The following is a 26,729-nucleotide window of genomic DNA, read 5'->3' on the forward strand; positions in this document are numbered from 1 at the left end:
GCGCGCGATGCCAGGGCCCATGAAACGACGGCAGTGACGCCGAAACGACAGCGCGGATCAGTGCAGTACGCACAGCCGCACGCTTGCCGGCGCTCAGCCGCTCAGCCGCGCCTGCGTTCCAGCCACCACGTGGCGGTTGCCACCGCCAGCCATAGCAGCAGCCAGGGCCAGCGCGGTCCGGGCTGCGGCGCAGGGTGCGTTGTTGCAGACGTGGAGACGCCAGCCGCAGCCAGCGCCAATGTGTGCGCGCGCAGTTGATGCCGGTACAGCGCCGGCGCGTCGGCGGGCGCGCGCACATAGATCCAGCGCGGGCTGGGCCCGCCGTACAGCCGATGCCAGCCGGTGGTTGCCGGCCAGTAGCCGGCGCAGTGCGCCGGGTTGCCGGTGCGTTCGGCCAGCAGCGGCTGGCGGCTGCCATCGGGCGCGCCCACAGAGGCGTCGGCGGTCAGATCGCACACGGTCATGCGTTGTCCCGACCAACCCTCCTGCACCGCCGACGGTGGCGCACCTGCCGGGCGCGCCACCGCGCCGAGCAATTGCGCCCAGAGCTGCGCATGCACTGCGCGCTGGCCGGCCAGCACCAGCGTGTAACTGTCCTGGACCACGCTCACACCGATGCGCCCGCGGCCGACGCTGCGCCACCAGCCCAGGGCCGTGCCGTCGCTGGCGCGCGCGGCGATCACCGCATCGCTGCCTTGCGGCTGCAGGTTGCGGCGTTGCAGCGGCGGCGGGGCGGTCTGTGCACGCGCATCGCCAGGCGTGCCCGCCGGTGCCAGGGTCACGGCGGTGCTGGCGTCGCCGCCGGTCACCACTAGCCCGAGCGCGCCCAGCGCGGTGCGGGTGGCGGCATCGGCCGGCTCGGCCGCCTGCACCAGCACGCCCAGGCCGCGGGCGATCGCTGCGCTCACCGCTTGCCGTTGCGGTGTGGGCATGGCCAGCAGGCGCCGGCTGTCCAGCACCAGCACGTCCAGCCGGTCCAGGCTGGCGGCGTCCAGGCTGATCGCATCGCCGAGCTGCAGGCCGGCGCTGACGCTGACCTGGCTGCGCGCCGCCAGCCCCGCATCGCTGGCCCAGCGGCGCAGGTACTTGAACTCCGGCTGCGGCGCACCGGCCAGCAGCGCCACCCGGGCCGGCGGCACGGCGGCGATCTGCACCGGCACGTTGAGGCGGCCCTGGTCGCCGCCGGCGGCATCGCGCAGCTGCAGCGCGAACAGCACCTGCCCTGGTGCATTCGCCAGGCCGCGCAGGCGCACCTGGCCACGTGCGTCCGGGCGGGCGCGATCGACGCGTTGGCCGGACGGGTCGAGCAGATCCACCTGCGCATTGGCCATGCCCTGCACCTGCGCGGTGATGGCGACCAGCTGGCCCGGCGCCACGGCCGCCGGCGCCCAGGCCGCGACCAACCCGCGCACGGGCGGGCCCAGCGCGGCCTGCACTGCCACGCCTGCCAGGCCATCGCGGTCGCGCGCGGGCAGGCCGTCGCCATGCACCAACACGCTGGCAGTGCCGGGGTTGCGACGCAGCGCAGTGGCCAGATCCGGCACGCGCGCCACCCCGGGCAGGCGCGGAGCCTCCGGCAACCCAACCCATTGCGCGCCCGCGCGGATCTGCGCCGCGCGGGTGCCTGCCGTGGCCACCTGCAGCACGCCGGCAGTGCCGGCCCGCGGTGGCGGCAGCAGCACCGGATAGAGCAGGGCCGCGAGCATCGGCTGGGCGGCCAGCAACCACCACAGCCTGCCCCGCGCACGCGGCTGGTGTGCATGCGCGCGCAGCAGCCGGATCCAGCCGATGACCACCAGCAGCGCCAGAACGGCGGCCACCAGCCAGGGCGGTGCAAGGGTCATGGTGGTGGGACCTCACGCAAGGCATCCAGGTAGCGCTGACCACGCGCGTCGGCGGCCGGGCGCCGTTGCACCGGTGCTGGCGGCGCGCTGAGCGTGGGCCACATCAATGCGCGCAGCTGCGTGCGGCAACCCAGGCAGGCAGGGGCGCTGCGCAGGGTTTCCACTGCGGCAGCCACGCTGAGCGGGTCGGGCACCAGCTCCTGGGCGCCCTGCAGCCAGCGGCTGTAACGATCCAGCACAGCCTCGGGCACTGCGCCGTCTTCGCCCAGCGCGGTCCACAGCGCCAGCGCCGACGCGTCCGGTGGCGGGCGGGTGTCCAGGGCCGCGGGGCGGTCGCCCAGTCCGTCGCGTTTGCCGCTCATGCGCCGGCTCGGGTCGATCGGCGGCAGTTGCGTGCCGACGCGTGCCAGATAGATGCGCTCGGCCTGCTGCACCTGCTTGATGAAGCCCAGCGCCTTGTTTGCGAACGGCAGCGCGCGCTCGGGGTGACCCTGGCGCAGTTCGCCTTCGGACTGCCACATCTGGTCCAGCGCGGCGCGCAGCAGGGCGCGGGTTTGCGGGTCCAATAAGGTGGCCGCTTCGGCGTGATCGTGGGTGTGGCCGAATTCGGTCAGCACGTCCTGCGCCTGGCCGAAGCCGCTGCGCGCGGGGCGTCCATCTGCGTGATCGTGATCGTCCAGGGCAGCGGCGCCGCTGGCGGGGGCGGGGACGTGATCGGCGTGTGGCTGGGTGGCGTCATGGGCGTGGTCGGCCGGCGGGGCTGGCGCATGGGCGGTGGGCATGTCGGCGGTGGGCAGGTCATCGGCCGGGGCATCGCTGGTGGGCGGTGCGTCGGCGGTCGGCGGGCCCTTTGGCGCGCCTTCGCTTTCTTCGCCCAGGAACTGGCCGTAGCGCAGGCGCAGCAGGCGCTGGTCCACGCCGATGGCGTCGGCGCGTTTGAGAAAGGTGGCCGCGTCCAGGCGCGGCTTTTCCTTCAGCAGCGCCTCGGCGTCGATGATGATCTGGCGCTGGCTGCGGAAGTAGGCCGGCAAGCTCTGTTTGACGCTCGCCTCCAGGCCGGCGGCCATGGTCTGTTCCGGCGGCGGCCAGCGCAGGATCACGCTGGCGCTGCGGCCTTCCTGCGGGCCGGGCTGGCGGGTGTCGTGCACGATGAGCTGCGCGATCAGGTCATCGCCAGCGGCCATGCCCAGCGCCTGCGGCTGCAGCGTGGCGGCGAAGTTGCGGCGGGTGGCCTGGCCGCTGCCGGTGAGCGTGCGTCGCTGGGTCTTGAAGGTGATGTTCTCGCCGCTGCCCTGGGCCAGGGTCAGGCGCAGCTCGGCGCTGGCGGCCACGGCGTAATCGTCGCTGGCTTCGAAGCGTAGTGCCCAGGCGCCATTGGCCGGCGTCCACAGCACCAGGCTCTGCTCGGGGGCGAGCACGCGCACCTGCGGTGGGCGGTCCGGCAGCACGTCCAGCCGGTGCAGGTGGCGGTCGGCGGGCGTGCCGTCGATGAGAATGCGGTACAGGTTGGCGCGCGTGGCGATCCATTGGCCCTGCCACTGGTCGCTGCTGCCCTGCCGGGTCAGCGGGATGAGGCGGCCGTCGGTGAGCCGCAACGCCACGTTGCGCGGGGCCGGGCTGACCTGCAGTTGCCAGTGCAGCCGGGTGCCGGCGGGCACGCGCGCATCCAGGCCGGGCAGCCGCGCGGCGGGCAGGCCGGTGTAAGCCGGCGGTGTGCTGCGCAGCTGCGCCTGACGCAGCATCGCGGCGCCGCTGCTGGCACGCGCAGCGGCCACGCGGTCGGCGGGGGCGGCCGGCGGCAGCGCCCGCTGTGGCCACAGCAGCAGCGCGCTGCAGGCGACCAGGCCGAGCAGGCTCCAGGGCCACGCGCGCCGCCACGGCCAAGCCGGGCGCAGATCGCGCGGAGTGCTGCGCAGGCGCTGCTCCAGCCGCTGACGTTGCAGTGCCTGCAGCGGGCCCAGTTGCGCAGCCGGCGCGAACAGCAGGTCGCTGCTGTCGTCCAGGTCCGGTTCGCGATCCAGCCGGCGGATCAGCCAGGTCTGGTCCAGCTGCCGCGCCGCGTGCAGCGCGACGGCGGCCAGCATCGCGACGCCCACCAGCAACAGCGGCAGCACCGCGGCGTGTGCGCCCATGCGCCAGGCACCCGCGCCCGGCAGCAGCGCCAGCGGCCACCCGAACACCAGCACCCCGGCAGCGCGACGTCGGCGTGCGGCCTGCCAGGCGCGCTGCAGTGCGGGCATGCTCATGCCGCGCTGCTCCGGCGTGGCGCGGTGGCCAGCCAACGCTCGAGCGCAAACAGCAGCAACACCGCACCGATCAGCCACGGTGCCAGCGGCCACGGTGGTGTGGTCAGCCGGATCGCGCCGCCGCGCTGCGGCTGGAGGGTCTGCGCCAGGGCGCGTTGCGGGATGGCCGGTGGCTGCAATGCGGCGTGCAGACGGGTGGGGAACTCGGCGTCCAGCAGCGCCGGCAGCTGCTGCGGTTGCAATGGAGCGGCCCAGCGCAGCAGGCGTCCATGCCCGAATGCGGCGGCGTCGAGTAACGGCTGCTCGTGGAGTTCAAGGGCAGGTTGCAGCGCGGCGGCGAGTACCGGCGACACCGGCGTGCGCGCATCCAGCAGCAACTGGCCACCAGCCGCCACCCAGTCCAGCACCGGCGCGGGCGGGGCGGTGGACGACAGCCATGCCACCACCGTGCCGGGTGCCCAGCGCGCCGGCACGGCATCGGCGGGCGTGCCCACCGGCAAGCTGCCCGGCAGTGCCCAGGCGGCATGCACCGCGCGTAGATAACGCAGGGCCGGTGCAGCGCTGTCGTCGGCAATTGCCTGCACGCGCAGCGGTACGCTGGCAGGCGTGGCGGCCACCGGCGATGCACCGGGCAGCACCTGCCACTGCACCGCACGCGACAGCTGCACCCGTTGCGCATCCACCACGCCCCACTGCGCGGGTACGATCACGCTGAGCGGCGCGTCTGCAGGCAAGCTGGCATCGAGTTCGCGCAGCAGGCTGCTAACCGGTTGTGGCCTGTCGGCCTGCGCACCATTGCTGGTGGCGACATCTGCCTTGGCATCGATCGGTGCAAAGCCCGGCGCCAGCCACACCCATTGCGCATCCTTGGGCTGCGGCAGCGCGCGTGCTGCGGCCAGGTCCACACCCGGGCTCACTGCGATACGCGGGCGTGAATCCTGCTGCGCACGCAACGCCGGTTCTGCCAGCAGCAGCGCCAACGCGGCGAGCAAGAGCAGGCGCACCAGCAGCAACGGCAGCTCGTCCAGGCGCACGCGGTGGCGCGGGCGCGGCACTGCACGCAACCAGCGCAGCGCCGCGAAATCGGTGGGCCGGTGCTCGCTACGCCGCGCCAGATGGATCAGCAGCGGCAGCAGCAACGCGGCCAATGCCGCGAGCCCGGCGGGGAACAGCAACAGCAGGTTCATGCCCCTGCCTCTGCGCTGACGCTGGGTGCGAGCGCATGCATGGTGCTGCCGGTGTGCGGGTGTCTGTGGGTAGGGTGGGTTTGCTGGCTCAGCGGCAACAGCAGTTGTAGCCGTGACTCCAACTCCAACTCCAACCGCAATCGCAATCGCAATCGCAATCGCAATCGCATCCAGAGTTGCAAGCCGCACGCGCGCGCGACGGTGGTCGGCGTTGTACTCGTGCGAAGACGTTGCCTAGGCAACTGTGGCCGCAAGTGCAACTGCAGTGGCATGCAGAGTTGCATGGCGTGCACGTGCTCGACGTTGGTCAGCGTTGTATCCATGCAAAGACCTCGCCTAGGTAACTGCCCCCACAACTGCGATTGCAATCGCAACAGCGGTGGCATGCGCAGTTGCATGGCGTGCGCATGCGCAACGTTGGTCTGCACTGCACTCATGTGCATGCGTCGCCCGGGTGATGCAGATACATCGCGCATGGCGCTGTACGCCGCGCTGGTATCGACATGCCACGCGCGATGCTACCCGGCACGCATGGCTGCCTCTGCGTACGTTGCCCGCTGACTGCAGGACGCGTTTGCCGCTGTGGTGGCTGCTGTACCGCCACTGCCGACAGCGAGACCGATCGCGCGCTGGAATGCGCCGTCGTCGCCCCGCGCAGGCACACGCTCATCGAGCCGTACCCTGGCCGAACAGCTGGCGCAGCGCGGCATCGGCCGGCGCGTCCAGGTAATGCACGGCATGCGCGATGCCGGCCGCGGCCCAGCGCGCCTGCCGTGCACGCTGGGCCGCGGCGAAGCGTTGCAGGTAGTCGTCGCGCATCGCCGCGCCGTCGCCGAGCAGTTCTTCGCCGGTTTCCGGGTCGCGGAAGCGGTGCCCACCGCTGAATTGAAAATCGCGTTCGTCGCAGGTGAGGACCTGCAGCTGCAGTACTTCACGGCGCGCGGCGGCGAATTTTTCCAATGCGCTCGCCAGTTCTTCATCGAACCCATCGCCGATGGACAGCAGCAGATCGTGCGCGGCGATGCGTTCCCACAACGGCCGCAGCGCTTCCAGTCCGGGCCAGCGGCCGCCGGCGCGCAGGCCGTGCAGGGCCAGCCACAGCCGGTCGCGCTGACGGCTGCCGACACCGGCCGGCACCGCAACCAGGCCGCCGCCATGCAAGGCATACAGGCCGACACGGTCGCCTTGCTGCAGCGCCACTTCGGCCGCGCAGGCGGCAAGCGTCGCCATCGTCTGCAGGCGGGTGTGCTCCGGCCGCGCGCTGTCGGTCTGCCCGGCCGACGCGGTGGCATCGAGCAGCAACCAGAGCGTCAGCGGGCTTTCGCGTTCGGCTTCGCGCACGAAAAACCGGTCCGAGCGCGCGTAGAGCTTCCAGTCGATCTGGCGCAGCGCATCGCCCGGCTCGTAGGCGCGGTATTGCGCAAATTCCAGCCCGGCGCCGCGGCTGCGGCTGGCGTGCTGGCCGATCCCGTGCCCGCCCTGCGCCTGACGCGCACGCAGCTGCAAGCCGCGCAAACGGCTGCGCACATCGGCGGGAATCAGGGCCGGCAGCGGTGGATGCATGGCGCTGCGCTCAGCTCGGGAACGGCACCGCGCCCAGCAGCGCGGCGACCACATCATCGGCACTGCGTTGTTCGGCTTCGGCAGCGAAGGACAGCAACAAGCGATGCCGCATCACCGGCGCCGCAAGCGCCAGCACATCGTCGCGCGTGGCGGCCAGCCGGCCATGCAGCAACGCGCGCGCCTTGGACGCCAGCACCAGCGACTGCCCCGCACGCGGGCCGGCGCCCCATTTGATCCATTGCCGCACGTCATCGCTGGCCTGCGGGCCGGGACGGCTTGCCCGCACCAGGCGATTGATCCAGGTCAGCAGATCCGCGCCCACATGCACCTGCCGCACTTGCCGCTGCAGCGCCTGCACGCTGGCCGCATCCATCACCCTGGGCACCTGCGCGCTTGCGCTGCCGGTGGTCTGGCTGAGGATGTCGCGCTCTTCCTGCTCGCTGGGGTACTCCACGCGCACATGCAGTAAAAAGCGGTCCAGCTGCGCTTCCGGCAGCGGGTAGGTGCCGGCCTGCTCGATCGGGTTCTGCGTGGCCAGCACGAAGAATGGATCCGGCAACGCATAGGTGGTGCCGGCATAGCTGACGGTACGCTCGCTCATCGCTTCCAGCAGCGCGGCCTGGGTCTTGGGCGGGGTGCGATTGAGTTCGTCTGCGAGCAGCAGGTTGGTGAAGATCGGCCCCTGCTGAAAGCGGAAATGCCGGTGCCCGGTGCCGTGGTCTTCTTCCAGCAGCTCGGTGCCCAGGATGTCGCTGGGCATCAGATCGGGGGTGAACTGCACGCGGCGGAATTGCAGTTCCAATGCCTGGCCGAGCGAGCGCACCAGCAGCGTCTTGCCCAGCCCGGGCGCGCCTTCCAGCAGACAGTGGCCGCCAGACAGCAGGCCGATCAATAGCTGCTCCACCACCGCGGCCTGGCCCACCACGGCCTGGGCCAAAGCGGCGCGCAGCGCGCCAAGTTGCGAGAGCTGTGCAGTGAGTCTGTCTTCGTCGGGGGAGGTCATGCGGAGTCTCTGGTGATGTGGCGGCGTGCGGACGGCGGTTTGGCGCGTGCTGCGGTGTTACTGGTGGAGCTGCATTGCGTGCGCTTCCATCAAGGCAGTGCTGGTACCTGCATGCCGATGACGGTTCACGGCGGAACATGCCTTGCGTAGGAGCGTGCCCGCGCGCGACGCTTTTTCGGTGGGCCGCATCGTGCGCTGTGCAGCATGTCAGTTAGTCAACGCATACATCACGATATTGACCGCGAATTTGGTGTTGTCTTCGGCCAGAAAACGTTTGTTGCGCCAGTCGTAATCCCATTCGCAGCCGTAATCCTTGTTGCTGTAGAGCACACCCAATCTTCCATCGATGCTGATGCCCTTGAGATAGTCGTGCACCAGATCGTCGCCCCAGCCATTGAGCTCGAAGCTAGTGGCGGGCGGGCCGTCCGGGAACTTGAAGAAGGCGCTGTAAAGGCGATGGTTCTTCGGTAATTTCTGCAACGCGCTCTTGCCGAACAGCGCGGTCATCTGCGCCTCGAACGAGGTAGCGAACAAGCCATCGATATCGTGGTTGCAGTCGTCCACGAACACGAAGCCGCCGTTGCGCACGTATTGTTCGAAATTGCGCCGTTCGGCCGGATTGAATTCCACCAGCTTGTGCCCGGCCAGATAGCAGAAGGGCGCCAGCAACATGCGCGGATCGGCCAGGTCGATGACGTGTTCTTCCGGGTCCACCCGCAATTGCGTGTAGTCGATCAACGAGGTGATCAGGTTGGATGGCATGCGCGCATCCACATCCCAATCGCCGGAGTCGTAGCGCAGCCGCGTGAACCAGAAGTCGTAGTTGCCGGCGGCACGTGCCGGCCATGGCAGCGCCAAACCGGCGGCGCTGCCAAGCAATAGCTGCAGGAAATGGCGGCGCGATGTCGGAGCCGGGAGGGCAGCGGGAACCGGAAGCGCTCGTGAACATTCAGGTTGAGAGAAGCGGCTCTTGCTCTCCCATTCCCGACTCCCGACTCCCGATTCCCGGCTTCTACTCACACCGCATCCGACAACGAGGTAAACGTGAAATCGCGCAGCCGCATCGGCGGGATCATCATCACGTAGCTGGATTCATCGCCGGCCACGCGCACCGGCTTGCCCAGTTCGTCGATGTTGTTGAGCATGATGATCGGCGATTCGTTGAAGCGGAAATTCTTCACCGGGTATTTGATCTGCCCGTTCTCGATGTAAAAGGTGCCATCGCGGGTCAGCCCGGTCAGCAGCACCGTCTGCGGGTCGACCATGCGGATGTACCAGGTGCGCGTCACCAGGATGCCCTTTCCGGTGCCGCGCACCAGCTCGGCGATGTTCTTGTCGCCGCCGGCCATCAGCAGATTGCCCGGCTCGCCGATCGCACGCTTGCCGTTCTTCTGCGCCCAGTAGCGCGAATACTGCAGGTTGGCGACCTTGCCGTTTTCGACGATGGACATCTTCTCGCGTGGCAGCCCTTCTTCGTCCCACGGCATCACCGCGGCACGCGCGTCCCACGGGTCGGCGGTGATGTTGACGCGCGGGTCGTACACCTGCTCGCCCAGTTTGTTGCCGCCGCCCTTCTTGGACAGGAAGCTGCGGCCCTCGTCGGCCATGCGCGCATCGAAGTAGCGCATCATGAACGAGATCAAGCCGGCCGCTGCTGCCGGCTCCAGAATCACGGTGTATTTGCCCGGTTCCAGCGCCTTGGCTTCGGCCGAGTCGCTGGCCTTGCGCATCGCGATGCGGACGTCCTGCTCGGCCTTGAAGTCGGACGCGTCTTTCAGATTGCGCCCCACCCAGCCCGAGCCGCGGCCGTCTTCGGTGCGCACGGTGCAGGTGTAGTCGAAGCGTGCGTCGCGCTGATAGCCGAAGTTGCCCTTGCTGTTGGCAAACGCGGTAAAGCTCTGGCCGTCTTCCAGGAAGCCGGCGGCGATCAATCCCTTGCCCTTGCACGGGGCGATCGAATCGGCGGCCACCTGCGCGCGGAATGCCGGGTCGATGGCGGCGGTGGATTCGCTGAAGGTGGGGCTGGCTTTGTAGGTCTGCTTGTCGACGGCCGGCATGAACTCGGGGTTTTCCGGTGCCAGCTTTGCCAGATCTTCGGCGCGGCGTACTACGCGTTCCAGCGATGCATCGTCGAACTCGTTGATGGTGGCGATGCCCACGCGCTTGCCGAACGCCACCTGCACCTGCAGATCGGTGTTGTCGACAATGCCGCTGGTGGACACGTTGTTGAGCGCAAAACGGATATTGCCGTCGATCGCGCCGGTGAGCGTGGCGGTGCACTCGTCGGCCTTGGACAATTTGATGACCTTGTCCAGGATGGCCTTGGCCTGCGCTTCGGTAAGGATGCTCATGTGGGTTTCTCCTGTCAGCCGAGCGAGCGGGCGGTGCTGATGACGTTGATGCCATCGAAGCGTGCGGTGGACGAACCATGCGAGACCGCCGAGGACTGGCTGGGCTGGCCCTTGCCATCGAAGAACGAACCGCCCAGGCGGTAGTCGCGCTGATCGGCCACCGCGCTGCAGGCATTCCAGAATTCTGGCGTGCGGATCTGGTAGGCCACGTCTTCGAGCATGCGGGTGATGGCACCGTTCTTGATCTCGTAGAACAGCTGCCCCCCGAACTGCGCGTTGTAGCGCTGTTGGTCGATGGAGAACGAGCCATCGCCGATGATGTAGATGCCGTTTTCCACGTTCTTGATCAAATCGCTCACGCTCAGCGGCGTCTTGCCGGCAGCCAGCGACACATTGGCCATGCGCTGGAACTGCACGCTCGACCACGAGTCGGCATAGCAGCAGCCATCGGAGGCGGTCTTGCCGAGGATATGCGCCTGATCGCGGATGGCCTGGTAGTCCACCAGCTTGCCGTCGCGGATCAGATCCCACTGCTTGGTCTTGACGCCTTCATCGTCGTAACCCACCGCGCCCAGGCTGCCGGGCTGGGTCTTGTCGGCGAGGATATGCACCTTGTCGCTGCCGTACTGGAAACCGGCCTTGAGCTTGTCCAGCGTGGCGAAGCTGGTGCCGGCGTAGTTGGCCTCGTAGCCGAGCACGCGGTCCAGCTCCAGCGGGTGGCCCACCGATTCGTGGATGGTGAGCCAGGTGTGCGACGGGTCCAGCACCAGGTCGTACTTGCCCGGCTTCACCGACGGCGCCTTGAGTTTTTCCTGCGCCTGCTTGGCGGCGGCGATGGCATCTTCCTTCATGTCGTAGGACAGGCCGTAGTTCACCACGCCATTGGGCGAGACGAACTTGCCCGAGGCTGCGCCATCCAGATATTCGTAGCCCAGTCCCATCGGTGCAGACAGCCCCTCGCGGGTGCGGAACTTGCCGCTGGCCTTGTCGATGGCGGTGACGGTCAGCGGCGCCCAGATGCGATGCACATCCTGGTCGATGTAGGAGCCATCGGTACTGGCAAAATACTTTTGTTCGTTGACCACGAACAGCATCGAGTTGACGAAGCTGGCGCCGGCCGCGGTGGCGGCGGCATTCACGCCCAACAGCAGGTCCACCTTGTCCTTGATCGGCACCTCCATCGCGTTCTTGGTGATCGGCGTCTTCCAGCTGACCTCGCCAACACCGGGCGTGGGTGCCAGCTGCACCGGCGTGCCCTGCACCTTGGCATTGGCCTTGGCGATGGCAGCCGCTTGCGCAGCGGCCTTGGCCACGCCCTGCTCGGTCAGATCGTTGGTGGCAGCAAAGCCCCACGCACCGCCCAAGATCACGCGGATCCCGGCACCGATGGATTCGGTGTTGACCACGTTCTGCACCTTGTCTTCGCGGGTGATCACGAACTGGCGCAGATAGCGGCCGATGCGCACATCGCAATAACTGGCCCCGGCCTGACGCGCGGCAGTGAGCCCGGCATCGGCCAGGCGCTTCTTGCGGCCCACATCGAAGGGCGTCAACAACTGTTCGGCGGCAATCGCCTTGCCGAAGTAGGCCGGCACGATCAGCCCGCCCATGGTCAGCCCGGTCAGGGCCAGGAAATCACGTCGCTGCACGGCAACTCCCCAATAGTCCCGCGCGGCGCGCAGGTGGTGTGGTGACGCGCAGACGGCTCTGCACGCGGTATCTCCGATTCTTGCCGGGCGAAGAATGCGGCGTCAAATGACTTTCGGCAGGGGGGTGTGGGTAAGCGATGTCCCACATGACGTCAGTGACGCGGCGGATCTGTCTTGAAACGTGGCGAACACGACTGGCTGCACATGCGTGCTACATCATCGCCGCGACACGCGGTTGATCGATGCCGCACGCGTTTGTCCTGTTGACGATCGCGCCTTCCGTGAAGATCGCAGCGTTGTGCGCAGTAGTTGTCTTACATGTTCCAAACAGCTTGAACACGCAGTGGGTATTCCAGTCGCGCAGTGATAGGGCTGCGCTTTGGCTGCAGGGCCCTTGCCCGCCTACCATCGCGGGACACGCTGCAAGTACGTCCATGTAAGCTCTTTGGCGGCATCCATGCCGCCAAAGGTCCCGCGACGGTAGGCGGGCAAGGACCAGTGAAGAGGGTCGGTGTGTTGGTTTTCAACAAGCGATCGATCAACGTGCCGGTGCGGTGTCCTTACCGCTTGCGGGACCCTGTGGCGGCATGGATGCCGCTACGGAGCGTCCATGGACGGATTTACAGCGTGTCCCGCGAGCGGTGAGGGCACCGCATCCCCGACGCACCAGGCATTTGACGGCATCCAAGATGCGGTATGTCTCGACGTCTCTGTGCTTCTGAGCCTAGTGACCACAGTGAATGTCTCAGTCGCGCACTGCTACGGCTGCGGTTTCGCTGCATGGTCCTTGCCCGCCTACCATCGCGGGACACGCTGCAAGTACGCCCATGTAAGCTCTTTGGCGGCATCCATGCCGCCAAAGGTCCCGCGACGGTAGACGGGCAAGGACCAGTGAAGAGGGTCGGTGTGTTGGGTTTTCAACAAGCGACCGACCACCGTGCTGGTGCGGTGTTCTTACCGCTTGCGGGACCCTATGGCGGCATGGATGCCACCACGGAGCGTCCAAGGATGGATTTACAGCGTGTCCCGCGTGCGGTGAGGGCACCGCGCCCTCGACGAACTGTGTCGGTTTGGGTGCCCAACGGAACCATCGAGCGATGGAGGCACGCCGTGTTTCGTAAGATCTGAGGGCGGCACACCAAGCCCAACAAAAAATCCGTGCCGTCAACTGCTTTCAGTCCCACACGTTCAGCCCAACGAACGCGCGGTATTGATCACGTTGATGCCATCGAAGCGTGCGGTGGCCGAACCATGTGATACCGCCGACACCTGGCTCGGTTGCCCCTTGCCATCGAAGAACGAGCCGCCCAGACGGAAGTCGCGCGCGTCGCAGATCGCGCTGCAGGCGTTCCAGAATTCGGGTGTACGGATTTGGTAAGCACCGTCTTCCACCAACCGCGTGACCTGGCCGTTTTCGATCTCGTAGAACAGCTGTCCACCGAACTGCGCGTTGTAGCGCTGCTGATCGATCGAGTACGAACCGCGTCCATGGATGTAGAGCCCGCGCTCGACGTTCTTGATCATGTCCGCCACTGCCAGTGGCGTCTTGCCTGCGGCCAGCGACACGTTGGGCATGCGCTGGAACTGCACGTTGGACCACGAATCGGCGTAACTGCAGCCGTCGGAAGCGGTCTTGCCGAGCAGATGCGCCTGATCGCGCGTGCATTGGTAATCGACCAGGATGCCGTCCTTCACCAGGTCCCATTGCTTGGTCTTGACGCCCTCATCGTCGTAGCCCACTGCGCCCAGGCTGCCTGGCTGCGTCTTGTCGGCGACAAAGGTCACCGCGTCGCTGCCCCAACGGAACTTCGCATCGCGCTTGTCCAGCGTGGCGAAACTGGTGCCGGCGTAATTGGCCTCATAGCCCAGCACACGATCGAGCTCGAGCGGGTGGCCCACCGACTCGTGGATGGTGAGAAACAGATTGCTCGGGTCGATCACCAGATCGTACTTGCCGGCCTTCACCGAGGGCGCGGTGAGCTTGGCGCGCGCCTGCTTTGCGGCGGCAATGGCGTCTTCGCGCGCATCGTAGCTTTTCCCATAACCGACCAGTCCGCCAGGCAGTGCGTGCTTCTCGCGCGCATCGCCGTCCAGATACTCATACCCCATGCCCATCGGCGAAGACAGCCCGTCGCGGGTACGGAATTTGCCGCTGGCCTTGTCCACGGCGGTCACGGTGAAGGGCAGCCACAGCCGGTGCACGTCCTGATCGATATAAGAGCCATCGCTGCTGGCGAAATACTTCTGCTCGTTGATCGCGAACATGCGCGAGGCCACGAAGGTGGCACCGGCGTTGAGCGCAGCCGCATTGACGTCCATCAGCAGCGCGACCTTATCTTGCAGCGGCACTTCCATCGCGTTTTTCTTGATCGGCGTCTTCCAACTGACCTGCCCGGCCGGCGTCACCGGCGCCAGCTGCACCGGCGTGCCGCCCAGCCGCGCATTGGCCTTGGCAATCGCCACCGCTTGCCGCGTGGCGGCGGCCACACCATCGCTGGTCAGTGTGTTGGTCGCGGCAAACCCCCAGGCGCCATCAGCCAGCACGCGCACGCCAACGCCACTGGATTCGGCGTTGACCACGTTCTCCACCTGCGCCTCGCGCGTGATCACGAACTGGCGCAGATACCGGCCCACGCGCACATCGCAATAGCTGGCACCGGCGGCCTTGGCGCTGGTCAATGCGGTATCGGACAAGCGGCGGTTGCGCGCCGCATCCACCGGGCTGAGCAATTGTTCGGCAGCGATCAGGCGCGTATGCGGCAGCAGCAGCCCGGCGGCCCCGATGCTAGACAGGGTGAGGAAGGTACGACGGTCCACGGCGGTTCTCCATTGAAGGCGCGCGACACGACCCCCGCCGTGCCAGCCCACGAGACTGGCCGCTGGGGGCGTTGGCGGTCAAGGGGGCAGTGCAGGCATCGCGCCTGGCAGCTTCACCTGCAGTGCCGTCATGTCCGTCGCGTACCCCATGGTGTTGGGAGCGTGCCAGGGCGTTCTCCGGAGCTTGTGACCAACCCCCACAACGACGAGACATCGAATCTATGGAGGGTGCGTCAGCTCTTGGCGCCGGCCTACGGGCAATGCCGCCTGGCGGCAGCCAAGACCACTAAAAAAACCGCAGAAATCGCATCGTGCGCAATCACGTCGTGGGTCGTTGATACGCAGCAGGTTGGAAGTGAGACGTTGGGTGCATTGCTGGCCTTCCCTGGCCGCGATAACGCTCGCTCAATGCAAAGCGGATACACCGGCACCGTCAGCATGGCGGGGGTACCAAGGCGTTGCGGGCATGTGAGACTCGGTAGCCGTTACCGAAGAGACCGAAAGGTTGTTTGCAGATGATCGATAAAGGCCAGTGGGTTCTCCATCGCAGCAAAATGTCCGCCACGCTCCGCTTCTCCGAAAAAGCGTAGATCCGCAAAGCGTCGCTCTGCCCAGCGCCGGGAAACGCGCACCTGCTCGCCCGCAAACATGCTGATGCCAGTCGGCGTTGGCATTGGATGCGAAGGCATCTGCGTCCTGGCTTCATGCGCGGCTTCCCAATACAGACGTGCAGAGCTGGGTCCTGCGTTGGGGAGCCAATACAGCATGATGTCATCGATGAGGTGGTCCAAGGCGAACACGTTCTCCGGTTCGCCGTCGCTTTGGGAGACGTCCTGGAAGAGTGCATAGATCCATGCAGCCAGGCCCACCGGAGAGTCCGCCAAGCTGAAGCCTACCGACTGCGGTCGGGTGCTTTGCAGCGTCATGTAGCCGGAAAATTCGGTGTAGTAGCGTTTGGCGTCGTCGAGCATCTTCTGCTCAGCCGGTGTGGCGTGTGCGATCTCCTCCTCGCTAGGCGCGAACATCAGCATGTTCAGATGGATACCCACCAGGCCGGGTGGCTGCATGAATCCAAGCGCTGTGGTGATCGCACTGCCCCAATCGCCGCCCTGTGCGGCCCACCGCTCGCCATAACCCAAACGGCGCATCAGCTCGACCCATGCCGCAGCCGTGCGACCGACTCCCCAACCACGGGTCGTTGGCTTTGCGGAGAAACCAAAACCCGGCAAGGATGGGATGATGAGATGAAAGGCGTCCGACGCCTGCCCGCCATGGGCGACCGGGTCACTCAACGGGCCGATGACCTCGCGGAATTCGAGCACCGATCCTGGCCACCCGTGCGTCAGGAGCAAAGGAAGCGCGTTTGGCTCCGGCGAGCGCACATGCAGGAACTGGATCTCCAGCCCATCAATCGTCGTGCGGCTGCTGTTCCAGCCGTTCAATAACCGCTCTGTCGCACGCCAGTCGTAGCCGGACTGCCAGCGCTCCACCAGGCGCCGGATGGGCTCGCTCTGTGGGCCTTGGCTGTGGTCCTCGACTGTTTCCCTGCTTGGCCAACGCGTTTGCTCAAGGCGCTGTGTGAGGTCATCCAGCTGTGATTGGGCAACCTGGATGTGAAACGGTGCAATGACATCGCTCATCTCACGACTCCCGTACATACGTTTTGGCCAGTGTCTGGCGGGCTGTTTGCCAGGAGCGCGCACCGTAGCGATCGTTATCCAACGGGACCAATTTGCCGCGTCCGCTCATCATGTCGCGTAGATACTGCATGCCCTGCCAGGGAGGGAAAGGAGCATCGCTGGCGGGCGTGAGCGCACGCACCGCACCAATGATTGCCGACATCGTCCCGAGCCCGCCGGGTCTGAGCGTGCGATAGCGCTCGCCGGTGAGTTGGGTGAGCAGTTGCGCGATGTCGTTCGGCGAAATGCTGTTGCCGGCAATGCGCAGGTCGCGTGGTGCAGTGGAATCCAGTGCGGCCGCTGCGGTGTAACTGGCGACGTCATCTTTGGCGGTGAAATCCAGCTGCTGGTGTGCGTCGCCAAAATGCATGACACGACGGCCCGGTACCACGAGGCGCGCACTGCCCTCAAGCAGTTCCAGAAAACCGCCGCACAGCACCGAGGTGGCCGCGATCGGTGTGGCATCCAGTTGGTCTCTGAACCGGCGCCGCAAATCCAGGTTTCGATTATCGCCCGGCCGTGTCTTCGTATAGTCCAGTGAGAAATCAGACGGGATGAAGCGAGGGACGCCTGCGCTGACCGCTGCATGCAACAGCTTTCCCTGTTGACCCAGCATGACGTCTTCCAGACCGTTGAGCGCAGAAACAACGCACGCCGCATTCTCGAGCGCTTCTCGTAACGCGCTGGCGTCGTCTATCTCGACGTATTGAACCTTGATGTTCCTGTCTTGCAACGCCGCAACACGGTCCTTCCCGGCACCTTGCCGAACAAGCGCAACCACAGTGGCCCCCTGTTCTTTCAGGGCAAAAGCGATGCGGCAACCAAGGTCGCCGGTGGCGCCTGCAACAACGATTTGGGATGTCACCTCTGTCTTCACCATTTGCCTCTCGCTTGGGTCTTTTTGCGCCAACAACGGCAACGAAAACTGCGACAGAAGCAGAAGGCTTTCTGTCACGCAGCACCTGCGCCATTCGCCTGTTTGGCAGACCATGCAGCGAATAACTGAACGATATCGTTCAGTTGATGGGAATGCAAGCGACGTGTAACTTTTCGTCCATGAACGCGGTCAAGCAAAAATCAAAAGGCGGACGGCCGCCGCTCGATAAGGCCGGCGATGTCCAGCGGCGCTTACTCGATGCGGCACTGACACTGTTCCTGGAGCGCGGCTTCGAGGACACCTCGTGTGAGGACATCGCGCGACTGGCAGGCGCGGGCAAGGCAAGCTTTTACGCGCGCTACGCCAATAAAGACGCCATTTTTGAAGCGGTCATCCGTCGCGATGTCGACACCCAGCCACTGCCCGCCGCAGCCGGTGTGCCCATGGGTCTGGAGGGGCGCCTGAGACACGCAGGCCAGGGGATGCTTGCGCATGCGTTACACCCCCAGACGGTGGCCATGATGCGTTTGGTCGTCGGCACCTCCATTCGGGCGCCAGCGCTTGCCGCTGACGTCAACCGGATTGGCTGGGAGGGTGGGGTGCGGCGCGTGCATCTGGCGATCCTCGACGGCCCGGATCAACCTGCCAATCCGTCTGCGTTGGCAAGCCACTTCGTCGATCTGGTCTTTGCCCCGCATCAACTGCGCGCGCTGCTCGGCGAGCACCCGGACAGCCTGATCGCTACCGCATCGGACCGTGTGGAGTGGGCGCTTGCGCTACTCAAAGATGCTGGTCAGCTGGAGACCGGACGTGCTTAGCGACACCTTTGAAATCGCAGGAAGCTCCCCGACCGAACCACCAGAACTGCGCGACCTCCCCGACGTGTATTGAGGGGCAACGTCACTGATATCCGGTGACGCCGAGGGTCTGGGCAAACGCCAGCAGGCCCGCCGTGAGATTGGCAAATCTCCGGTTTCATCATGTGCTGCGCAATCTGCCGTTGGCATAAACGCAGACACCCGCACGAGGCGGGTGTCTTGCATGGATCAGTGTTGCCTGTGGCCTGGGCCGGAACGTCAGCCCTGCGCCTGATCCGCATCCAGGTGATACCGCGTGGCCTGCGCCACTTCATTCTTCGAGCCCAGGAACACCGGCACGCGCTGATGCAGTTGCGTGGGCTGGATGTCCAGGATGCGTTCGCGCCCGGTGGTGGCCGCACCGCCGGCTTGTTCCACCAGCATGCTCATCGGGTTGGCTTCGTACATCAGGCGCAGCTTGCCGGGCTTGGACGCGTCCTTCTTGTCCCAGGGGTAGATGAAGATGCCGCCGCGGGTAAGGATGCGGTGCACGTCGGCGACCATGCTGGCGATCCAGCGCATGTTGAAGTCCTTGCCGCGCGTGCCGTCCTTACCGGCCAGCAAATCGCCCACATAAGCCTGCATCGCCGGCTCCCAGTGGCGCTGGTTGGACATGTTGATGGCGTATTCGGCGGTGTCTTCGGGCACGCGCATATCGGCCTGGGTCAGCAGGAAGCTGCCTTCTTCGCGCTCCAGGGTGAAGGCGTGGGTGCCGTGGCCGAGCGTGAGTACCAGCATGGTGCTGGGGCCGTAGATACAGTAGCCGGCGGCAACCTGCTGGGTGCCCGGCTGCAGGAAGTGTTCGTCGCCGGGCTTTTCGGTGCCCTTGGGCGCGCGCAACACCGAGAAGATGGTGCCGACCGAGACGTTGACGTCGATGTTGGAGCTGCCATCGAGCGGATCGAACAGCAGCAGGAAATCGCCGCTGGGGTATTGGTCGGGCACCGGCTGGCTGTGGTCCATTTCTTCGGAGGCGCACGCGGCCAGATGGCCGCCCCAGGCATTGGCTTCGAGCAGGATGTCGTTGCTCAGCACGTCGAGCTTTTTCTGCGCCTCGCCCTGCACGTTGCCGGTGCCGGCATCGCCGAGCACGCCGCCCAGCGCGCCCTTGCTCACGGCGATGGAAATGCGCTTGCAGGCGCGCGAGACGATGGTGATGAGCTGGCGCAATTCCGCATCGATACGGCCGGCGTGTTGTTCTTCGATCAGGAAGCGGGTCAGCGAGGGGCGCGACATGGGGGCGGGCAGCCTGTGCAGGAAGTGGGCCGCCATTGTCGCCATTGCGCCGTTAGATTTCGATCACTTGCTGCGCTTGCCCCCATCCGCCCTTCGGGCACCTTCCCCCGCGGGCGGGGGAAGGGAGCAGGCAGTGCGCGTCGCCCGTCGATACCGCGGCTGCTCCCGTGCATGCGGGGCTGGTGGGCGCAGCGCCTGTCAGCGCTCGCTGCTTGTGCCTTTGGCAAGCGACGGCGTCGGGCCTGGAACGCGTCGCCGCCCTGTCACCTGCATTGGCCGTGGTGGGCTGTGGAGCGCGTCGTGTGGCCGCAGGCCTGCCAAAGGCTCTGCTGCGCGGGCATAAAAAAACCGGGAGGCTTGCGCGCTCCCGGTGCTTGGTTTGTGCGGGATGACCGATGCGGTCAACCGCATCGTTGGCCGCTTACATCCGGCTGACGGTGGCCACAGCCTGTGCCACATAGTCCAGATTGCGCTGGCTCAATGCGGCCACGCAGATGCGGCCGGTGCCCACGGCGTAGATGGCGAACTCGTCGCGCAGGCGATCCACTTGCGACTTGGTCAGGCCCGAGTACGAGAACATGCCGGCCTGGCGCTGGATGAACTCAAATTCCGGCGAGCCCAGCGTGGCCAGCCGCTCGACCAGGCCGGCACGCAGGGAATGGATGCGCTCGCGCATCTCGGTCAATTCCTGCTCCCATACATCGCGCAGTTCCGGGCTGGTCAGCACGCCGGCCACCAGGGCGGCGCCGTGCGTGGACGGGCTGGAATAGATGGTGCGGATGATGCGCTTGACCTGCGACTGCACGGCCTTGGCTTCAGCCGCAGTGGCCGAGACCACCGACAGCGCGCCCACGCGCTCGCCATACAGCGAGAACGACTTGGAATACGAGCTGGCCACCACATAGTTGTCGATGCCTTCGGCAGCGAGCAGGCGCACCGCGTAGGCATCGGCCTCGATGCCCTTGTCGAAGCCCTGGTAGGCGATGTCCACGAACGGGAACAGGTTGCGCTCTTTCAGCAGGCCGGCGACCTGCTTCCACTGGTCCTTGGTCAGGTCCGCGCCAGTGGGGTTGTGGCAGCAGGCGTGCAGCAGCACCACCGTGCCCGGTGCGAGTTTTGCCAGATCGGCCAGCATGCCGTCGAAATTCAGACCGTGGGTCATCGCATCGAAGTAGGTGTAATCCACCACCTCGAAGCCGGCCGCACCGAATACCGCGCGGTGGTTTTCCCAGCTCGGGTTGCTGATGGCGATGGTGGAGGTGGGCAGCAGCTTCTTGAGCAGGTCCGCGCCCACGCGCAGCGCACCGCTGCCGCCGACGGTCTGCGAGGTCGCCACGCGCCCGGAGGCCACCAGCGCCGATTCGGCACCGAACAGCAGCTCCTGGGTGGCCTTGTCGTAGGCAGCCAGGCCGTCGATCGGCAGATAGCCGCGCGGTTTGGCGTCCTGCGCGAGCTGTTGCTCGATCTTGTGCACGGCGCGCAACAGCGGGATGCGCCCGTTTTCGTCGTAATAGATGCCCACACCCAGATTGACCTTGTTGGGGCGGCTATCGGCGTTGTAGGCCTCGGTCAGGCCCAGGATGGGGTCGCCTGGAACCTGTTCTACGTTTGCAAAGAAGGACACGGCATGACTCACTGAAGGACGAAAGAGTGGGGTACTTCCGGATCGTTGGCTGCTGCTGGGCCAAACCACTTCATCGTAGCAGGGCGTGGCGGGCGTAGCATGCTTGGTTCCGCACGCAACGATACGGCCACAGGATCGATGAGGGACACTACGCACATGCCCAGACTCACTTTGTTGGCCGCCGCGTGCGGCTTGCTCGTTGCGAGCGCCGTCGCGCCCGCCCTGGCCGCCGAGCCCACCCCCCAGCTGCTGCCGGCCGTGCAGGTGGATGCCGCGCGCGTGCACGGGGTGGACGACTTCGACTTGCCTGCCTCGTTCACCGTGGTGTCTGCCGACGACGACAACCGCCGCGGCGCGCAGGTGTCCGAGCTGCTGGACGGTATCCCCGGGCTGGTGGCGCGCGACCGCCAGAACTACGCGCAGGACACCCAGCTGTCGATCCGCGGCTTCGGTGCGCGCTCCACCTTCGGCGTACGCGGCGTGCGCCTGCTGGTCGACGGCATCCCGGCCAGCATGCCCGATGGTCAGGGCCAGTTGTCGCACTTCAACGTGCTGGGCGCCGAGCGGGTGGAAGTGCTGCGCGGGCCGTTTTCGGCGCTGTACGGCAACTCTTCCGGCGGCGTGCTGCAGCTATGGAGCGCCGACGGCAAGCCGGATGATCCATGGCGGCTGCGTGCCACCTACGGCAGCAATGCCACCGTCAATGTGGGCGCGCAGTTGCTCGGCCAGCAGGGCGCGGTGCACTACAACCTGGCCGCCAATCACTTTGAAACCGACGGCTTCCGCGACCATAGCCGCGCCAAGCGCGACTCGGTCAACGCAAAGCTCGGTTTCGATCTGGCGCCCGGCAGCCGGCTGGATCTGGTGCTCAATTATCTCGACGCGCCCGATGCACAGGACCCGCTGGGCCTGACCCGCGCGCAATTCAACGCCGACCCGCGCCAGGCCACGTCGGTGGCCACGCAATTCAATACCCGCAAATCGGTGCGCCAATCGCAGGCCGGTGCGATCTTCACCCAGCAATTGGACAGCCAGACGCTGCGGCTGATGGCCTATGGCGGCCAGCGCAGCGTGGAGCAGTTTCTGGCGGTGCCGGTGGCGGTGCAGCGCAACCCGCTGCACGCCGGTGGCGTGATCGATCTGGACAGCAATTACGAAGGCGCCGACGCGCGCTGGGCGTGGCAGGGGCAGGCGCTGGGCCGGCCGCTGCAGCTCACCGTGGGCGCGAACGTCGATCGCCAACGGCAGCACCGCACCGGCTACGAAAACTTCGTTGGCGCCACGCTGGGCGTGCAGGGCGCGCTGCGCCGCAATCAGCGCGATCAGGTCGAAAACGTGGACCAGTTCGCGCAAGCCTGGTGGCAGTGGAGCGACCGCTGGTCGGCATTGCTGGGCGTGCGGCATAGCCAGGTGCGTTTCAAGTCGGACGATCACTACATCGTGGGCCGCAATCCCGACGACAGCGGGCGGCGCGATTATTCGGCGACCACGCCGGTGGGCGGTATCGTGTTCCGCGCCACCGACGATCTGCGTTTTTACGCCTCGGCCGGACGCGGCTTCGAAACGCCTACCTTCAACGAGCTGGGCTATCGCAACGATGGCGGCGCCGGCCTGGCGCTGGATCTGGGCTCGGCCACGAGCCGCAATTACGAAGTCGGCAGTAAGTGGCGCGCGCAGAGCGGCGCGGCGCTGCAGCTGGCGTTGTTTCGCGCCGACACCGACGACGAACTGGCGGTGGCCAGCAACACCAACGGCCGCAGCACTTTCCGCAACATCGGCGCCACCCGCCGCCAGGGCGCGGAGCTGAGTTGGCAGCAACCGCTGGGCGATACCCAGCAGGTGCAGCTGGCTTACACGTTTGTCGACGCCACCGTGCGCGATGGCTATCTCACCTGCGCCAGCAGCGGTTGCGCCACGCCCACCGCACCGGTAGCCAGCGGCTCGCGCCTGCCCGGTGTGCCGCGCCAGCAATTGTTCGCGCGTTGGCAGTGGCAGCCGGCGCAGTGGCAGTTCGCCGCCGAAGCGGTGGCCTCCGACGCCACCGTGGCCAACGATCTGGCCACAGAACGCGCGCCCGGCTATGCGTTGGTCAATCTGGAAGCCTCGCGCCGCTGGACCACTGCGCACGGGGCGCTGCGCTCGTTTGCGCGCATCGACAACGCGCTGGACCGGCAGTACGTGGGCTCGGTGATCGTCAACGACGGCAACGGCCGCTATTACGAACCCGGGCCGGACCGCACCTATACGGTGGGGCTGCAGTGGGATTTTGGCGGCTGAGCAGGCCGCAGGCGGCGCGCGTCCAACAACGCGCCCGCTCCCCCGTAGGAGCGCACCCGGGCGCGACGAAGCCCTCTCGCTAACGCATGGGTTGCCATCGACACGCCACACCTGTGCCCACCACACCAGGCCACGCCATGCGCGTCATCGATCACGCCCCCGCAGACTGGTTTCTCCTGCGCGAGGACAACCATTACTGGCTGGACATCAACTGCACGATGTCGGCCACCGGCTTCTCGATCCTGCTGTCGTTGAACGCAATAGAGCGCGCAGATGTGTTGGCAGACGCGCACGCCGCCTGCGCGCAACTGGCGGCCCAGGTACAAGCCAGACCACAGGCCTATGCCGTGCGCGATAGCAGCGCGCTGCATGGCAACCGCGTGCTTGCGGCAGTGCAGGCATGGCGCGCCGCAGGCGGTACGGCGGCGGCTTGACGCAGCGTCGCGCTAAGCGAAGAAGGCTGTCGTCACTCCCCACACGCGTGATAGCGTTGTTCACTCAACCACTGCATGGAGCGCAACGATGACGGCCTGGAAGCAAGCCTTGGTGTTTTCGGCGACGGTGGCGTGTGTGCTGGCCTGCAATGTGGCCAGGGCAGACCATATGGACATGCGCATCGTGCACGACTACCCCGCCGGTGCCCCGGCCATCGCACAGATCCATGCTTGGCTGCTGCAGCAACCCAGGCCGAGCGGCCAAACCAGGCAGATGCCGCCGCCAGCCGCTGCCGATTTGGGCACTGTTCGCGTCAGCACCGTCCTTTTCGACAGGCCCGTGGGCACACGCATCGATGCAGCCACCGCGGCAGTGCCTTTGCCGTCGCAAGGCCGCCCGCGCGATGAAGTCACTATCGATGCCTGCAACGCCGGTCAGCGGCATCGCTGGGTCTATGTGTGGCAGCAGACGCCGGCTGCCGCATGGCAGCTGCGCACCTATCAGATGAAAACCGTTGCCGACTGTGCTGCACCGCCGGATGCGGCGATGCCGCTCACATCAGCTGCAAAGACCCCCTGATTCCCCGGCAGTGGCTTGACAATCATCGGGTCAGGCACCAGGAGCATGGCCGTACCGCACCACAGGTAGCGTGCAGACCAAACCGGGCAGCGATCTCGCGATCTGGCGGCGACGTCAGTCACGCCGATGCCGGCAGGTGGGGGCGTCCTGCCATGTGCCGGTATCGTCCAACCGCGACCGCTTGCCGTCCACTGCAACACGGCATCAGGTGATGTCCCATCACTCGTGCGATGACGCGCTGCAGCGTATTTCAAAGGTAATGCGTTTCTCGCTGACCGTTTTTCGGATGACGCAGCGCAACAGTTTCTACGCCCACATTGCGCTAGCACCGTGGCAGGTATACACGTGGCATCGATCTCTCAGCAGGAGCCCACGATGAACGCGCAATCTGCAACCAAACCGCTCAATACCGACCCGCAGTCCATCTTCAAATCGCGTTACGACAACTACATCGGCGGCGCGTGGCTTGCGCCGCATGGCGGCCAATATTTCGACAACACCACGCCGATCAGCGGCAAGGTGTTTACCTCGATTGCGCGCTCCACCGCGCCGGATATCGAAGCGGCGCTGGATGCTGCGCACGCGGCAAAAGAGGCCTGGGGCAAGACCTCCACCACCGATCGCTCCAATGTGCTGCTCAAGATCGCCGACCGCATCGAGCAGAATCTGGAATTGCTGGCCTATGCCGAAACCTGGGACAACGGCAAACCGGTGCGCGAAACACTCAATGCCGACGTACCGCTGTGCGTGGATCACTTCCGTTATTTTGCCGGTGCGATTCGTGCGCAGGAAGGCGGCATTTCCGAGATCGACAGCGACACCATCGCCTACCATTTCCACGAGCCGCTCGGCGTGGTGGGGCAGATCATTCCGTGGAATTTCCCGTTGCTGATGGCGTGCTGGAAACTGGCACCTGCACTGGCCGCCGGTAACTGCGTGGTGATGAAGCCGGCCGAACAGACGCCGGCGTCGATCCTGGTATTGATGGAGGTCATCGGCGACCTGCTGCCGCCCGGCGTGCTCAACGTGGTCAACGGGTTTGGGTTGGAGGCCGGCAAGCCGCTGGCCAGCAACCCACGCATCGCCAAGATCGCCTTCACCGGCGAAACCACCACCGGCCGGCTGATCATGCAGTACGCCAGCCAGAACCTGATTCCGGTGACGCTGGAGCTGGGCGGTAAATCGCCCAACATCTTCTTTGCCGATGTGATGGCCGAAGACGATGATTTTCTCGACAAGGCGGTGGAAGGTTTTGTGCTGTTTGCCTTCAATCAAGGTGAGGTGTGCACTTGCCCCTCGCGCGCGCTGATCCAGGAATCGATCTACGATACGTTCATGGAAAAAGCGCTCAAGCGCGTGGCCGCGATCAAGCAGGGCAATCCGCTCGATCCCAACACCATGGTCGGCGCGCAGGCATCGAGTGAGCAGCTGGAAAAGATCCTGTCGTACATCGACATCGGCAGGCAGGAAGGCGCGCAAGTGTTGATCGGTGGCGAGCGCAATACGCTCGATGGCGACTTGGCCGAAGGCTTCTACGTCAAGCCCACGGTGTTCAAGGGCCACAACAAGATGCGCGTGTTCCAGGAAGAAATCTTCGGCCCAGTGGTGTCGGTCACCACCTTCAAGGACGAAGCCGAGGCGCTGGCGATTGCCAACGACACGCTCTACGGCCTGGGCGCTGGTGTGTGGAGCCGCGATGCGTCGCGGTTGTACCGCATGGGCCGCGCGATCCAGGCCGGGCGGGTGTGGACCAACTGCTATCACGCCTATCCCGCGCATGCCGCGTTCGGTGGCTACAAGCAGTCGGGTATCGGCCGCGAAAACCACAAGATGATGCTCGACCATTACCAGCAGACCAAGAACCTGCTGGTGAGCTATTCGCCGAAGGCACTGGGGTTCTTCTGAGCCATCCGGGCGCACAGGCAGCGCGACTTGCCTGTGCGTCAGCTGTACGCGACACACGGCGCGTGCAACACGGCAGGAAGGCTGCTGAATTGTTGGACGCCGCCAACCGTGTCATGCGTGCATGCGCCCCTGTTTCATCGAGGGGCGCATTGCGCCCGGGATGGCGGCCCGAGGTCATTATGGGAGAGAAACCATGCAAGCTGCTGCCGAAACCGACTTGCCATTGCAAGTCATGGCCACGCTGCCAGCATTACAGTTGATCGATACGCTGCGTGCGCGGCACGGCGATCTGCTGTTCCATCAATCCGGTGGGTGTTGCGATGGCTCGTCGCCGATGTGCTTTGCGGTGGGCGACTTCATCGTTGGCGATCGCGACGTGCTGCTGGGCGAGATCGGCGGAGCATCGTTCTACATCAGCGCGCCGCAATTCGAGTACTGGAAGCACACCCAGCTGATCATCGATGTGGTGCCGGGCCGTGGCGGCATGTTCTCGCTGGAAAATGGCGAAGGCGTGCGCTTTCTGGTGCGCTCGCGGCTCTTCAGCGATGACGAATTCCGCCGTCTGCAAGCGGCGGGGCGGGCCTAGCGTCGCCAGACTCG

The 26,729-nt window shown here is 66.0% G+C and carries 19 protein-coding genes; 6 read left to right on the plus strand and 13 right to left on the minus strand.

The genetic code is table 11. The annotated features are described in order from the left end of the window. Nucleotides 1-101: 101 nt before the first annotated feature. The 11 genes from ACCQ06_RS00595 to ACCQ06_RS00645 all read right to left on the minus strand — a co-directional run bounded on the left by ACCQ06_RS00595 (nucleotide 102) and on the right by ACCQ06_RS00645 (nucleotide 17,219). The gene (locus tag ACCQ06_RS00595; RefSeq protein ID WP_316689853.1) at nucleotides 102-1,844 is read right to left on the minus strand and encodes a carboxypeptidase regulatory-like domain-containing protein; all 1,743 of its coding nucleotides are present in this window, start codon (nucleotides 1,842-1,844) and stop codon (nucleotides 102-104) included. After that, nucleotides 1,841-4,090, minus strand: coding sequence for a hypothetical protein (locus ACCQ06_RS00600; protein ID WP_316689854.1), 2,250 nt, complete (start codon nucleotides 4,088-4,090; stop codon nucleotides 1,841-1,843). Before ACCQ06_RS00600 ends, ACCQ06_RS00595 begins: the two co-directional genes overlap by 4 nt. After that, nucleotides 4,087-5,277 (minus strand): BatA domain-containing protein, encoded by a 1,191-nt coding sequence (locus ACCQ06_RS00605; RefSeq protein ID WP_228324537.1) that lies wholly within the window; start codon nucleotides 5,275-5,277, stop codon nucleotides 4,087-4,089. The genes ACCQ06_RS00600 and ACCQ06_RS00605 overlap by 4 nt, the downstream gene beginning before the upstream one ends. Nucleotides 5,278-5,943: 666 nt before the next feature. Beyond that, nucleotides 5,944-6,840 (minus strand): DUF58 domain-containing protein, encoded by an 897-nt coding sequence (locus tag ACCQ06_RS00610; protein WP_316689856.1) that lies wholly within the window; start codon nucleotides 6,838-6,840, stop codon nucleotides 5,944-5,946. 10 nt (nucleotides 6,841-6,850) lie between these two features. Further along, entirely contained in the window at nucleotides 6,851-7,843 is a 993-nt protein-coding gene (locus ACCQ06_RS00615; protein WP_316689857.1) for an AAA family ATPase, read from the minus strand. Between the two features lie 207 nt (nucleotides 7,844-8,050). Further along, entirely contained in the window at nucleotides 8,051-8,863 is an 813-nt protein-coding gene (locus tag ACCQ06_RS00620; protein WP_228324540.1) for a DUF4159 domain-containing protein, read from the minus strand. Continuing rightward, nucleotides 8,860-10,194, minus strand: coding sequence for a TldD/PmbA family protein (locus ACCQ06_RS00625; protein WP_316689858.1), 1,335 nt, complete (start codon nucleotides 10,192-10,194; stop codon nucleotides 8,860-8,862). Before ACCQ06_RS00625 ends, ACCQ06_RS00620 begins: the two co-directional genes overlap by 4 nt. A 14-nt stretch (nucleotides 10,195-10,208) precedes the next feature. Continuing rightward, nucleotides 10,209-11,843: a TldD/PmbA family protein gene (locus tag ACCQ06_RS00630; RefSeq protein WP_316689859.1), complete on the minus strand. Its 1,635-nt coding sequence runs from the start codon at nucleotides 11,841-11,843 to the stop codon at nucleotides 10,209-10,211. A 1,188-nt stretch (nucleotides 11,844-13,031) separates the two neighbouring features. After that, entirely contained in the window at nucleotides 13,032-14,660 is a 1,629-nt protein-coding gene (locus ACCQ06_RS00635) for a TldD/PmbA family protein (protein ID WP_316689860.1), read from the minus strand. 485 nt (nucleotides 14,661-15,145) lie between these two features. Further along, complete coding sequence (locus tag ACCQ06_RS00640; RefSeq protein ID WP_104616049.1) at nucleotides 15,146-16,300, minus strand: epoxide hydrolase family protein; 1,155 nt, start codon at nucleotides 16,298-16,300, stop codon at nucleotides 15,146-15,148. Nucleotide 16,301: 1 nt separating this feature from the next. Continuing rightward, complete coding sequence (locus tag ACCQ06_RS00645) at nucleotides 16,302-17,219, minus strand: NmrA family NAD(P)-binding protein (RefSeq protein ID WP_267191115.1); 918 nt, start codon at nucleotides 17,217-17,219, stop codon at nucleotides 16,302-16,304. Nucleotides 17,220-17,395: 176 nt separating this feature from the next. Between ACCQ06_RS00645 and ACCQ06_RS00650 the strand changes: the two genes are divergently transcribed. After that, entirely contained in the window at nucleotides 17,396-18,034 is a 639-nt protein-coding gene (locus ACCQ06_RS00650; RefSeq protein WP_104616048.1) for a TetR/AcrR family transcriptional regulator, read from the plus strand. 258 nt (nucleotides 18,035-18,292) lie between these two features. Here the strand turns inward: ACCQ06_RS00650 and ACCQ06_RS00655 are convergent, their stop codons facing one another. Both ACCQ06_RS00655 and ACCQ06_RS00660 read right to left on the minus strand, forming a co-directional pair. Further along, entirely contained in the window at nucleotides 18,293-19,309 is a 1,017-nt protein-coding gene (locus ACCQ06_RS00655; protein WP_228324545.1) for a class 1 fructose-bisphosphatase, read from the minus strand. 421 nt (nucleotides 19,310-19,730) lie between these two features. Next, on the minus strand, nucleotides 19,731-20,933 hold the full coding sequence (locus ACCQ06_RS00660; protein WP_228324546.1) for an amino acid aminotransferase: 1,203 nt from the start codon (nucleotides 20,931-20,933) through the stop codon (nucleotides 19,731-19,733). Nucleotides 20,934-21,089: 156 nt separating this feature from the next. Between ACCQ06_RS00660 and ACCQ06_RS00665 the strand changes: the two genes are divergently transcribed. The 5 genes from ACCQ06_RS00665 (at nucleotide 21,090) to ACCQ06_RS00685 (ending at nucleotide 26,715) form a co-directional block, all read left to right on the plus strand. Further along, nucleotides 21,090-23,210 (plus strand): TonB-dependent receptor family protein, encoded by a 2,121-nt coding sequence (locus ACCQ06_RS00665; protein ID WP_316689861.1) that lies wholly within the window; start codon nucleotides 21,090-21,092, stop codon nucleotides 23,208-23,210. Between the two features lie 137 nt (nucleotides 23,211-23,347). Next, a complete protein-coding gene (locus ACCQ06_RS00670; protein ID WP_316689863.1) occupies nucleotides 23,348-23,644 on the plus strand; it encodes a hypothetical protein in 297 nt (98 codons plus the stop codon). 88 nt (nucleotides 23,645-23,732) lie between these two features. Beyond that, on the plus strand, nucleotides 23,733-24,224 hold the full coding sequence (locus ACCQ06_RS00675) for a hypothetical protein (protein WP_316689864.1): 492 nt from the start codon (nucleotides 23,733-23,735) through the stop codon (nucleotides 24,222-24,224). A gap of 375 nt (nucleotides 24,225-24,599) precedes the next feature. After that, nucleotides 24,600-26,129 (plus strand): aldehyde dehydrogenase, encoded by a 1,530-nt coding sequence (gene adh / locus ACCQ06_RS00680; RefSeq protein ID WP_316689865.1) that lies wholly within the window; start codon nucleotides 24,600-24,602, stop codon nucleotides 26,127-26,129. Between the two features lie 193 nt (nucleotides 26,130-26,322). Continuing rightward, nucleotides 26,323-26,715 (plus strand): DUF779 domain-containing protein, encoded by a 393-nt coding sequence (locus tag ACCQ06_RS00685; RefSeq protein WP_316689866.1) that lies wholly within the window; start codon nucleotides 26,323-26,325, stop codon nucleotides 26,713-26,715. The last annotated feature ends 14 nt before the right edge of the window (nucleotides 26,716-26,729 follow it).

Source organism: Xanthomonas sp. NCPPB 4467 (assembly GCF_041475665.2).
GTDB classification, from domain to species: Bacteria; Pseudomonadota; Gammaproteobacteria; order Xanthomonadales; family Xanthomonadaceae; genus Xanthomonas; species Xanthomonas dyei.